This window comes from Pseudoalteromonas sp. Z1A6 (assembly GCF_011378745.1).
In the GTDB taxonomy this organism is placed as follows: Bacteria; Pseudomonadota; Gammaproteobacteria; order Enterobacterales; family Alteromonadaceae; genus Pseudoalteromonas; species Pseudoalteromonas arctica.
In genome coordinates this window covers 1-12,932 of the sequence record NZ_WTKW01000098.1, presented here as the reverse complement: position 1 = coordinate 12,932, position 12,932 = coordinate 1, and the positions used below count along the sequence as shown (strand labels likewise).

General features: G+C 39.9%; 9 protein-coding genes. 6 read left to right on the top strand and 3 right to left on the bottom strand.

Annotated elements, in window-relative coordinates:
• The first annotated feature begins 93 nt into the window (after positions 1 to 93).
• From GQR46_RS08345 to GQR46_RS08330, 4 genes are all read left to right on the top strand, one after another.
• Complete coding sequence (locus GQR46_RS08345) at positions 94 to 1,125, top strand: isoaspartyl peptidase/L-asparaginase (protein WP_165740684.1); 1,032 nt, start codon at positions 94 to 96, stop codon at positions 1,123 to 1,125.
• 272 nt (positions 1,126 to 1,397) lie between these two features.
• The gene (gene hrpA, locus GQR46_RS08340; protein WP_197118893.1) at positions 1,398 to 5,285 is read left to right on the top strand and encodes an ATP-dependent RNA helicase HrpA; all 3,888 of its coding nucleotides are present in this window, start codon (positions 1,398 to 1,400) and stop codon (positions 5,283 to 5,285) included.
• A gap of 75 nt (positions 5,286 to 5,360) precedes the next feature.
• Positions 5,361 to 5,741, top strand: coding sequence for a response regulator (locus GQR46_RS08335; protein ID WP_007581064.1), 381 nt, complete (start codon positions 5,361 to 5,363; stop codon positions 5,739 to 5,741).
• 9 nt (positions 5,742 to 5,750) lie between these two features.
• Positions 5,751 to 6,047, top strand: a complete 297-nt coding sequence (locus GQR46_RS08330) for a PilZ domain-containing protein (protein ID WP_007581065.1) — start codon at positions 5,751 to 5,753, stop codon at positions 6,045 to 6,047.
• A 30-nt stretch (positions 6,048 to 6,077) separates the two neighbouring features.
• Here GQR46_RS08330 and GQR46_RS08325 read toward each other — a convergent pair whose 3' ends face one another.
• A complete protein-coding gene (locus GQR46_RS08325) occupies positions 6,078 to 7,268 on the bottom strand; it encodes a class I SAM-dependent methyltransferase (protein ID WP_007581068.1) in 1,191 nt (396 codons plus the stop codon).
• Positions 7,269 to 7,407: 139 nt separating this feature from the next.
• Between GQR46_RS08325 and GQR46_RS08320 the strand changes: the two genes are divergently transcribed.
• On the top strand, positions 7,408 to 8,064 hold the full coding sequence (locus GQR46_RS08320) for an HD domain-containing protein (protein ID WP_165726322.1): 657 nt from the start codon (positions 7,408 to 7,410) through the stop codon (positions 8,062 to 8,064).
• 1 nt (position 8,065) lies between these two features.
• The gene (locus GQR46_RS08315; RefSeq protein ID WP_024590998.1) at positions 8,066 to 8,506 is read left to right on the top strand and encodes a VOC family protein; all 441 of its coding nucleotides are present in this window, start codon (positions 8,066 to 8,068) and stop codon (positions 8,504 to 8,506) included.
• Here GQR46_RS08315 and GQR46_RS08310 read toward each other — a convergent pair.
• Both GQR46_RS08310 and GQR46_RS08305 read right to left on the bottom strand, forming a co-directional pair.
• Positions 8,503 to 9,495 carry a two-component system response regulator gene (locus tag GQR46_RS08310; protein ID WP_165728206.1) on the bottom strand — a complete coding sequence of 331 codons (993 nt, stop codon included), beginning with the start codon at positions 9,493 to 9,495 and terminating at the stop codon, positions 8,503 to 8,505. The genes GQR46_RS08315 and GQR46_RS08310 overlap by 4 nt on opposite strands.
• A 3-nt stretch (positions 9,496 to 9,498) precedes the next feature.
• Positions 9,499 to 12,831: an MHYT domain-containing protein gene (locus tag GQR46_RS08305; protein ID WP_165740682.1), complete on the bottom strand. Its 3,333-nt coding sequence runs from the start codon at positions 12,829 to 12,831 to the stop codon at positions 9,499 to 9,501.
• Positions 12,832 to 12,932 lie beyond the last annotated feature (101 nt).

The following is a 12,932-nucleotide window of genomic DNA, read 5'->3' as shown; positions in this document are numbered from 1 at the left end:
GGCGCTTTTTTTATGCCATTAAACTCACTTTAGTTGAAATTAAGCCCGCAACCATTCACATTAGTTTATAACTTTCCCATAAAAGAACTCATTATGAAAACACCCTTATTAGCAATTTTTGCGAGCAGCCTTTTTGCTTTAAGTAATAGCGTATTCGCTGCAGAGACTCCTTTTGCCATTGCGATTCATGGTGGGGCAGGGACAATAGAAAAAGCACGATTTACACCCGCCCAAGAAAAGCAGTACCGCGCTAAATTAACAGAGGCTGTAGAGACAGGTTATAAAGTATTGCACCAAGGCGGTGAAAGTTTAGATGCGGTAACTGCGGCAATTACAGTATTAGAGCAATCGCCTTATTTTAATGCAGGGCGTGGAGCGGTATACACTTACGATGGCGGGCATGAGCTTGATGCATCCATAATGGATGGTCGAAACAGTGAAGCAGGCGCCGTTGCGGGTGTAAAGCATATTGAGAGCCCGATTAAATTAGCGCGTTTGGTCATGGATAACTCTGTACACGTAATGCTTAGTGGGCAAGGCGCTGAGGAGTTTGCTAAAGAGCAAGGTGTTGAACTTGTCGAAAATAACTTATTTGATACCGAGCCTCGTTACAAAGCGCTTTTAAAAGCAAAACAAAAATTAGATAAAGCCAAAGCAACCAGTAAAGAGTACCAAGCCGCGCACAAAGCATTGCCTAACTCTTACAAAATGGGCACGGTTGGCGCAGTGGCGCTTGATAAAAACGGTAATTTAGCGGCAGGTACATCCACAGGTGGTATGACGGCAAAACGTTATGGCCGTGTAGGTGACGCGCCGGTAATTGGTGCTGGGACATTTGCTGAAAACGAATCGTGCGCAGTATCGGCAACAGGGCACGGTGAATATTTTATTCGCTATAACGTAGCGAGCGATATATGTGCGCGTGTTAAGTATCAAGGTAAAACCATAGCTGAAGCTGGAGATGAAGTTATAAACGGTGTGCTTAAGCCAATTGGTGGCACTGGTGGCGTTATTATTATTGATACTAAGGGGAATATTAGCTTGCCGTTTAATACCTCTGGCATGTATCGGGCAAGTAAATCGAATACGCAAGCGACCTACGTGGGCATTTTTAACGACGAATAAGCCAAAGTAATTTAATTAACCTCAACTCTGGTTAAGAGATTTACTAACATATTGAACCACAATGATATTTTAATTCATTTATTGCTAGCCAGTTATTTTCAGTGCAGTTAGCGCTGAAAATAACTGCTTGAGATAGATTTATTATTCGCAGTTTAGGTGAATCGCAGCGTTTATATAACAAACAACCCCGTGTTATGCATTTTGTAGGATTAACCCCGGCCGTTTAATTTGATACAATTATGGCTCTTTAACTAATTTTGTAAGGTATGCGGGTGGTAAACCTAGGTCAGTTGTTTGGCGAGCTAAAAACGTGCTTGAAAAAAGATCAATTCATTTTCAAAAAACGCTTACATGGCGTAAAAAAAATAACGGATGAAAACAAGCATGCCAACGCGCTTGAAAAAATAGCGGCTGATATAACCCGTAGCCAAGAATTACGCGATAAACGCTTAGCGGGCCTTCCTAAAGTGACTTACCCTGAGCAATTGCCAGTAAGTCAAAAAAAGGAAACAATTAAAGACGCCATTGCAAATAACCAAGTGGTTATTATTGCCGGTGAGACGGGCTCAGGTAAAACAACTCAAATACCTAAAATGTGTTTAGAGCTTGGTCGTGGTGTTGATGGCTTAATAGGCCATACTCAACCACGCCGACTCGCTGCGCGAACGGTGGCTAACCGTATTGCTGAAGAAATGAAGTGCGAACTTGGTCAGCAAGTCGGTTTTAAAATTCGTTTTAGCGATCAGGTTTCTAATAATACGTACGTTAAACTCATGACTGACGGTATTTTACTGGCAGAAATTCAGCAAGATCGATTTTTAAACCAATACGACACCATAATTATAGATGAAGCGCATGAGCGTAGTTTAAACATCGACTTTATTTTAGGTTACTTAAAAAACCTACTTCCAAAACGTCCCGATTTAAAAATAATAATTACGTCTGCAACCATCGATCCTGAGCGCTTTTCAAAGCATTTTAATGATGCGCCCATTATAGAAGTATCGGGCCGTACTTTCCCTGTTGATGTGCGTTACAACCCAACGGCCGATATTAATAAAGAAGATATGGAAGCCGAGGGCGATCAGCTACAAGGTATTTTTGATGCTGTTGACGAGCTGTGCGCGGAAGGTCCTGGCGACATACTGATATTTTTAAACGGTGAGCGTGAAATACGCGATACCGCTGATGCACTTAGCAAGCGTAATTTAAAACACACTGATGTATTACCACTTTACTCGCGCTTATCTAACGCAGAGCAAAACCGTATATTTGCGCCACATTCTCGTCGTCATATTATTTTATCGACCAACGTAGCCGAAACGTCACTAACCGTGCCTGGTATTCGTTATGTCATAGATCCAGGTACTGCGCGTATAAGCCGCTACAGTTATCGTACAAAAGTTCAGCGCCTGCCAATAGAACCTATATCGCAAGCAAGTGCTAATCAGCGTATGGGTCGTTGTGGACGTGTTGAAGCGGGTATTTGTATTCGCTTGTACTCTGAGGATGATTTTTTATCGCGCCCAGAGTTTACCGACCCTGAAATACTGCGTACTAATCTTGCCTCAGTCATTTTGCAAATGTTGGCACTCGGGCTTGGTGATATGGCGCAATTTCCGTTTGTGCAAGCACCAGATAGCCGTAATATAAGTGATGGTTTATCGTTATTAGAAGAACTACAAGCAGTAAAACCAGACAAACGTGATAGTAAAACGAGTTTAACCGCTTCAGGTAGAGAACTCAGCCGATTACCGGTAGACCCTCGTTTAGCTAAAATGGTGCTCACAGCTCACAAACTTGGCGCATTGCGTGAAGTGATTGTTATTGTGGCGGCGCTGTCGATTCAAGATCCACGCGAACGCCCGCAAGAAAAACGTGCTGCAGCTAACGAAAAACACGGTCGCTTTGACGACCCAGATTCAGACTTTATCGCTTTTTTGAACTTATGGAATTACTTAGAAGAGCAGCAAAGCGAGCTGACTAACGGCCAGTTTAGAAAGCTGTGTCAAAAAGATTTCCTAGCCTATATGCGTTTGCGTGAGTGGCAAGATATTGTTTATCAAATAAGTACTGTGTGTAACGAAATGGGCATGAAAGCAACCAGCCAAGCGGCTGATGGCGAACTTGTTCATAAAGCGTTATTAAGCGGAATGCTGAGCCATATTGGCTTTAAAGATGAGAAGCAAATATACAAAGGTGCACGTAATAGTCAGTTTCATATTTTTCCGGGTTCAGGTTTATTTAAAAAGAGTCCTAAATGGATCATGTCAGCGGAGCTGGTAGAAACCAGTAAATTATATGCCCGCACAAATGCAAAAATAGACATTAACTGGGTAGAACCATTAGCACAGCATTTAGTAAAACGTAGCTACACAGAGCCACACTGGGAGAAAAAGCCAGGTGCGGTAATCGCGTTTGAGCAGCAAACTTTGTACGGCTTACTTGTTGTAAATAAACGCCGCTGTGTTTATAGCAATATTGACCCTAAAGTGAGCCGAGAGCTTTTTGTACGCACTGCATTAGTTGAGCAAGAGCTGGGCTTAAACGAGGGCTTTTTAGCGTTTAACAGTGAGCTTATTGAAGATATTCAAGTACTGGAAAATAAGTCTCGTCGTCGTGATATTTTAGTTGATGAGCAAACGTTATTTGAGTTTTACGATAAAAAAATACCCAAAGAAATTAATAACCGCGCTGCATTTTTAAAATGGTATAAAACACAAAAACAACAAAATAAACATTACTTACACATGACCCGTGAAGAGCTAATGCAGCATGGTGCAAGTAATATCACTGAGTTTGACTACCCTGACACATGGCAGCAAGACAATATTATATTACCGCTTGCTTATCATTTTGACCCAGGACAAGCGGTTGATGGTGTTGCGGTGCAAATACCGGTAGCACTGTTGAATCAAGTACAAGAGAGTGGTTTTGACTGGCATATACCTGCATTTAGACATGAGCTAATAAGTGGGCTTATAAAGTCATTGCCTAAATCGCTTCGCCGTAATTTTGTGCCAGCACCAAATTATGCAGATGCAGTACTTGCAGCTATTGAGCCAATGCAAGGTAGCTTAATTGATGCTTTAGCTACGCGCTTATTAAGAATGACAGGTGTGAGAGTTGATGCAGAAGCGTGGGATTTAACCGCGCTTGCACCGCATTTACGATTGCAGTTTGAAGTACGTGATGAACACGATAAGTTACTTGCTCGTGGACTTGATTTAGCCAAACTTAAAGCAGAGCTGCAAGGTGAAGTAACCGAAACACTGTCTAAAGTAGCCGATAAAGGCATTGAAAAATCAGACCTAACACAATGGGACTTTGGTGAGCTGCCAGCGTCATATGTTAAAAAACAAGGTCAATACGAAATAAAAGCATACCCTGCGCTGGTGGATAAAAAATCAGCCGCTGCAGTGGAGCTTTTTGATAGTGAAGCAAAAGCGCAGCAAGCGCATCAACAAGGTTTGCGCCGTTTAGTATTGTTAAATGTGCCGTCGCCAATTAAGTACTTACAACAAAACTTACCGAATAAGGCAAAGCTGGGTTTGTACTTTAATCCATTTGGTAAAATAGCTGATTTAATTGATGATTGTATCGCCGCAGGTGTTGATAGCTTATTAGTGAAACACGGCGATATACGCGACGAAAAAGCATTTGAAACAGTAAAAGAGCAAATACGAGGTGAGCTAGGTGATGCCGTTGTATCGATTGCAACGCAAGTTGAGCAAGTATTAAGTATTGCGCACGCACTGCATAAAAAAATGAAAGGGCGCGTTGATTTAACCATGATAACCGCGCATGGCGATATAAAATCACAGCTTGAGTCACTTATATTTAAAGGTTTTGTGAGCGCGCATGGCGCAGATAAAATAACGGATTTAATTCGTTATTTAAAAGCGATTCAAAAACGTTTAGAGAAGCTGCCTGTGGATCCAAATCGTGATAGGTTATGCGTACTAGAGTTGGATAAAGTTGCTCAAGAGTACAAAAAAGTAGTTAATAAAACGCCTAAAGGCTTGCCTATTCCACAAGAAGTAACCGCTATTTTTTGGATGCAACAAGAGCTTAGAGTGTCGCTATTTGCTCAAACACTTGGCACGCCTTACCCAATATCTGCTAAACGGGTACTCAATGCGATAAAAGAGATAGAATAAAACTTGCATTTTCTATTAAGCTTAGTACCTTAATAGGAGGATTTATTTTTGTTTTGAAAAGGAAGTGACATAGTTATGTCCTCATCGATTGAACATAAAACAAAGCGACTTTTAGTGGTAGACGACGAGTATTTTAATTTTGAAATGCTCAAAGCAGCACTCGCGTCGAAATTTGATGTTAGTTATGCAGATTCAGGGCAAAGCTGTCTTGCATCGGCAATTGCGAGTCCGCCAGATATAATTTTGCTTGATGTTTGTATGCCTGGTCTTGATGGTTATGATACATGCCGAATGCTGAAACACACACCTGAAACAAAAAATATTCCTGTTGTTATGGTATCGGGCCTAGAGTCTCCATCTGAAAAACAAGCAGGGTTTGACGCTGGTTGTAACGCATATGTTGTAAAGCCATTTTCAGTGGGTGCTTTGTTGGAAGAAATTAACACGGTTTTTTAGAGGTAACGTATGTTTACTGATGATAAGCGAAATTTTAGACGCATGCAGATCAATACACCTGCAAATTTAACAACGATAGAACCAATAGCGGGTTTAAGTTTTGCCGCAGAGTGCGTGGATTTAAGTGCAACAGGTTTATCAATTCATTTAGATGAATTACTTGAACCTAATACATTACTGACGGTGAACATTGATTCAACTCACCCAAGTATTGCGCCTTTAAATGCAACAGCAAAAGTAATACGTGCCAGCAAAGAAGATGATGGCACGGTAACAGCAGGTCTTGAAATCATTCAGTTTAACTAACTTGAATCCAGTTAAACTCAATAGTAGATATTAAAAAACCTTACAGATTAAGCCTTTTAAGTAAAAGCCTTCAGGGTAGCTGCCAGCAATTGGGTGATCAGCTGCCTGGTTTAATCGCTCCATTATAAGTAGGTCTTTACCTGCATCAAGTGCTGCATCGGCTACTACTTTTTGAAATAAGTTTTGTTCCATTAAACCAGAGCATGAGAACGTTAGTAATGTTCCACCTGGTTTTAGTATTTGCATGGCAATCATGTTGATATCTTTGTAACCACGACACGCACCGGTTAGCTGCGCTTTATTATCAGCAAACTTTGGTGGGTCCATTACGATGGTATCAAACTGTCTACCTTCGTCGCGGTATTGGCGTAGTAACTTAAATACATCCTGCTTAACAAAACTTACTTTATTTAAATCTAAGTTATTATGCTCAACATTACGTTTTGCTGTATCTAAAGCGGGTTGAGATACGTCTACGTTAGTTACATGCTCACATCCACCACGCAGGGCGTACAACGAAAATGTACCTGTATAACTAAAACAGTTAAGTACCGTTTTACCCTTTGAGAAGCGCTCAAGTGCGGCGCGGCTATCGCGCTGGTCTAAATAAAAGCCTGTTTTATGTCCATCAATTATATCGACTTCAATTTTAAAACCGTTTTCCTCAATAAGTACCGGCTGTGTTGGTTCGTTACCCCAAAGAGCGCCTTTTATTGGCTCTAAGCCTTCTTTAGTGCGTACTTCTACGTCTGAGCGCTCGTAAATGCTAGAACCTGGGAAAATAGACATCAACGCGCCAACAATCTCGCCTTTATGACGCTCGGCACCCGCACTTAGTAGCTGACACACTAATACATTATCAAACTTATCGATTGTAACGCCTGGTAAGTAATCAGATTCAGCAGCACATAATCGAAACCCTGTTAATCCGCCTTCTTCTATTACTTGGCTACGTGCTTCTAATGAGCGACGTAAACGGCGTTCAAAAAAGTTTTGATCAATTACTTCTTTTTCGTCAAAGCTCCAAACACGTGCACGAATTTGTGAGTGAGGGCTGTAAGCAGCAGTTGCTAAAAACTTACCTTCGCTATCGTGAATCGTTACTGTGTCGCCTAATCCAGGTTTACCTTTAATTTTTTTGATGGCTTTTGAAAATAACCAAGGGTGTTTTCTTTTTAATGATTTATCGCGACCAGCTTGTAGGTAAACGGCAGATGACATAAGGCTTCTCAGTAGTAATAAATAAGCGCTGTATTTTAGTCAAGCAAGGAGCAACATACAATGAATGTTTTGCAAGGTGGGCATAAAGCACGGTAAAGTACGGATAATTTATCGATTCATTAGCTTTTGGAACCTAATAGTGCCTGACGCCGTTTTAAGCCCCGATTTAAAAATACTTAATTCACAATGTAGAGAATTTATAACCTCTTTAGTGCATGCCGATGTTGCTCACGATATTACCCATATAGAACGCGTGGTGCGCGTTGCAATACAGTTATGTAATGCGGAGCAGGCAAACATGTCAGTTGTATTACCTGCAGCGTGGATGCACGACTGTGTGGCGGTGGCTAAAAACCACCCTGATCGTGCAAAAGCCTCTACTATGGCAGCCGATAAGGCATTGGAATTTTTAAAATCTATTAATTATGACGAGTCACTTTTTGATGAGATTCATCATGCCATTGCCGCTCATAGTTTCAGCGCAAATATAAAAATTAAAACAGTTGAAGCGCAAATAGTACAAGATGCTGACAGAATGGATGCATTGGGCGCTATTGGGGTGAGTCGATGCATGAAAGTAGGCGGATCAATTTCTCGGCTATTGTACAATCCAGAAGACCCTTTTTGTGTTGAACGCGAGGCTGATGATAAAACATACACGCTTGATCACTTTTTTATAAAGTTATTACATATTGCCGATAGTATGAATACGCCATCTGCTAAAGCAGAAGCGAACAGGCGTACAAGGTATATGCATGACTTTTTAGAGCAATTAAAGTCAGAAATAGGTGAGTAACGTGAATAATACAAGCATACCTAAATTATCTGGGATTGATCATTGCCATTTAAATGTTGATAACTTGGTTGATGCCGTTAAGTGGTATGAGCGTGTTTTAGGTTTTAGTGTAGTACCCGAGCTTGCCTTTTGGGATGAGGACGGACGCGGCCCTTTAACACTTGAAGATACTAGTTCAACAACTCGTTTAGCACTTTTTGAAGGTGAGGGGCGTAGTAAAGGGATTGCATTTTTGGCCTCAGGGGATCAATTTATTCAATGGCGTAATCATCTTGAGGGTTTAAACATAAAAGCAGTGCTAGCGGATCATGGTGTAACGTTTTCTATGTACTTTAAAGATGAAAGCGGTAATAGCCATGAAATTACCTCACATGACTATCGTTATATAAAGTCTTACTATCCAAATGTTGAGCTTGGCTCTCACAGCGCTAAAAAGAATTAGCTTTCTTGATTTGAATTTTTTATAGCAAGAATATCGTCTAAGTTTTTCACAAATAGTTCGATTAGAGCGGGATCAAAATGAGCTCCTGCTTGCTCTTGCATATGCAAAACTGTTTTCTCTACACTCCATGCCTCTTTATAAGGGCGTTTTGAAGTCAGAGCATCAAAAACGTCAGCAACGGCAACAATTCTACCTTCAATTGATATTTCTTCGCCTTTGATCCCGTTAGGATAGCCTGAACCATCCCATTTTTCGTGGTGTTCAATAGCAAGTTTATGAGCGAGTTGTAATAATGGCGATGAAGAATTTGCTAATATTTGTGCACCAATTATGGCGTGTTTCTTCATATGTTCAAACTCTTCAAAAGTTAACTTTCCTGGCTTGAGTAAGATAGCATCAGGGATACCTATTTTCCCAACATCGTGCATTGGGGCGGCTTGGCGTAAAAGCTCTGCACTTTGCTCATCCATACCTAGCGCTAATGCTAATACTTTGCTGTATTGGCTCATACGCACTATATGTTCGCCAGTGTCAGTATCTTTATATTCAGCAGCACGGCCTAGGCGTTGTACTAAATCTACATGTGCTTGTTTTAATTGCTCAGCTTGCACTAGCGACAAGTGAGTTTTAACTCTAGCTCTTACAATAGCAGGGCTTATTGGCTTAGTAATATAATCTACGGCGCCTAACTCAAAACCTTTATATTCATCGCTTTCATCACCAAGTGCAGTTACAAAAATAATTGGGATGTGTGATGTTTTAGGGTTACCTTTAACTATTTGACATACTTCAAAACCATTCATATCTGGCATCATTATGTCGAGCAAGATTAGCTTTGGTAGTTCTTTTTCAAGTAGTGCCAATGCGGCATCACCCGATTTAGCAAACGACATACGATATTGATTACCTAACACTTCGCGCATTACTTTTAGATTTGCAGGCTCATCGTCAACAATTAATACTCGTGGCCTATCTGTTGTAAAATCCATTAATTAATACTCATTGTTTGTTAGTTTTTCAAGTAAGGTTTCTAGTATTACGTGTGCTTTATCAAAATCAAATTCATCAAAGGCCTCGGCTATAGCATCAACTTCATTTTTATAGATTGAAGGTGCGCCGCGTTGCAGCTTTGCTAATAGCTCATCATTTAGCTCTGCATTTTGTGCATCTTGATAAAGCGTCTTACACAGTGACTTAATTTCATCAATTGATAGCGTGTCAGAACTATTATCTTCAGGCTTACTACTTGGCTTATCGCAAGTATTAGATGATAGCAATTGTGAGATGACAAGTAGCTCGTTTTTTATATCCTCTAAAGTACTAATAACTTTAGCGTCACTTTGTTTTTGCTCTAAATCGGTTAATAACTTCATTAATGTTATTAGACCTAAGTTACCAGCAACACCTTTAAGTGTGTGAATGGTGCTATCGACATCTTTTATGTTTGATAATTTATCACTGAATAATGTTTCGAACCGTTTATTACTGTCACTAATAAATTTAGTAATCTCTGTAAGTTGTTTACACTTAGAACCCCAAAGGGCTAACCCTTTTTCAAAATCTATATGCTGCGCTTTAGGATCGCTTTGCGATATAACCATTTCTTTTGCAATACCAAGACCAAGCACTTGTGCTATTTCTTGGTTTAGCTGATTTATATCGACGGGTTTATTTGCAAAGCCATTCATGCCTGCTTTTTTAGCCGTAAGCTTATCTTGTTGTAATACACTGGCTGTGAGCGCGATAATTGGCGTGTATTTAATTTGTCTTTGATTTTCTATTGCTCTTATTTTTTGTGTTGCCTCTATGCCATCACACAATGGCATATGTATATCCATTAAAATGACATCAAAGTCTTGTTCTTCAAATACTTTAATCGCTTCAAGTCCGTTAGATGCCTTGGTAACTGCATGTTGATCGCGTGACAGGAGTAAAGAAAGTAGTTCTGTATTTTGCTCTATATCGTCAACTACTAACACCCTAAGTGCAGGCAGTTGTGTGTGTAGACCATCAAAATGATCTATTTTAGTTTCGTCACCTAAAGTAAGCGGCAATGAAAAGTAAAAGCAGGTGCCTTTACCTAGCTCACTTACTAAGTTTATTGTTCCGCCCATAAGCTCTACAAGTTGTTTGCTTATGGTAGTACCAAGACCTGTACCACCAAAACGGCGAGTAGTAGTACCATCGGCTTGTTCGAAAGGTTGAAACACTGCTTGAATACGATCTTTTGCAATACCAATACCGGTATCTTGCACTTCAAAAAACAGATGCTGATTTTGTGTTATAGCAACAGTTACGGTAACAGAGCCTTTTTCGGTAAACTTAATAGCATTACCAATTAAATTAGTAAGTACTTGCCTGAGTCGATCTGGGTCACCGTAATAAGTAGCACTTACTGATTCTTTAATATGAAGTTTAAGTTCTAAATCTTTCTTTTTAGCTTCTAACCAAAAAGTAGAAATAATACTGTCTATTACTGGCTTTAAACTAAAGTGTATTGGCTCAATAGTGAGCTTACCGCGCTCTAGTTTTGCGGAATCGAGAATTTCATTTAATAATCTAAGTAATGAACGCGCTGCATTATTTACGGTCACTAAATGTTTTTGTTGTTCTTGATCAAGTGGGGTATCCATTAACAAGTCACTAAAACCTATTATAGAATTCATAGGGGTGCGTATTTCATGGCTCATATTAGCCATAAAAGATTGCTTTGCATAAGCAGCTTCTTCAGCTTTAAATTTAGCTTGCTCTAGTTTTTCTTCATATTCTTTGCGTTCTGTAATATCGACTAAAACACCATCAATCCACTTTGCTTGGCCTTGGGGGTCAAAGTCGATGCTGCCTTTATCTAAAAGCCATAAGATTTTACCGCTTCTGTGGCGAATTCTGTATTCGATTGAATACTGACGTTTCTCTTCTACGGCTTTTGTGACGGCATCTACAATAGGTTGCTGGTCTGATTTTAAAACTAGATCGTTAAATTCAATGCAATGTTCAGTAAATTCATTAGGGTTATAACCCGTTAACTCGTTGATGCTCGGGCTGATAAAAAGCATGGTCCAGTTATCATCAAATTTACACCTAAAAGCCACACCTGGCATGTTATCCATTAAAGAGCGATACTTTTGTTCTTTTTCCTCTAGGCTTTTTTGTAAAGCTCGTTGCTCTGATAAGTCTGTTATGAAGCCTACGTATAGAGGATTTTGCCCTGGCTGATTAACTTCTCCAATCCCCAAACGAATCGGGAATAAGTGGCCATTTTTATGCTTTGCAAAAATTTCACGGTTAACACCGATTACTTTACCTAAATCAATATTTTTAGCTTTAGAAAGGTAGCTATCGTGATGCATCGCGATAGCATCATCCATTAGCATTTTAATATTATGATTTTGTACTTCATTTTCGTGCCAGCCAAAAATTTTACTGGCTGATTCGTTAAAGCTCAAAATAATGCCGGTGTGATCAATCGTTACGATTCCATCAATGGCTGTGCCTAAAATTGCGTTTAAGCGAGACTCGTCGGCTGACTTTTCTTCAAGTAACATTTTATATCTGACCATGCCATTAAGTACCGCTACTACGCTTGTAATGGCAATCGTTGCAGTTGCAACCGCGATGGCTACAAAAGTGAGCCCAGCAGAAGCATTTGCGTCGTCATATAAAAGAGGAGATGTTGCAACAAAGCGTGTAGATGCCATGCCCATATAATGCATAGCAGCAACAGCAAAGCCTAATATTGTAGCGCTGATGGCTCTATTTTGTAGGTATGATAGTTTTGGAAAAAATTTTTCAAGATTAAAGCGGCTATATAACGCTATAAACGAAAGAGCGACGGCAACTAAAATTGAAAGGCCAAAGGTCAGTGGGTCATAGCGCAACATTGGGGAAAGCTCCATTGCAGCCATACCGCTGTAATGCATTGTACCAATACCAGCCCCTAGTAAGATGGAGCAAATGCTGAGCACTCTAAAGTTTCCATCACTATTTACAAGTATTGATACTGCATACTGACATGCTAATAAAGCAGGAAGAAAAGAGAGTAGTGTGATTGTTGGATCGTAGCTTATATTAGTACATAGCGAAAAAGCTAACATACCTATAAAGTGCATACTCCAAATACCAGAAGAAAATACAGTTGCTGCGGTTATATTTGCTAAACGTTGATAACGAGGGAATTTAGTCTCTTTTGCTAAATCAATGAGCTTTGTAGTAAAAAAAGCAGCAAAAATGGCTATTAATACAGACATTGAGACTAGAAGAGGGTCGTAAACCCCATTGAGTATTAGGCTTGGATCTTGGTCTGTAATGAAGAAAGCTGATAGCATAACGGCTCGAAATATAATCTTTATTTTACAAGTTTAATCTAATTTACTAATAAATGAACCGTTATTTCTAATCGCGCTATAAAGTGACGAATTCTAACCAA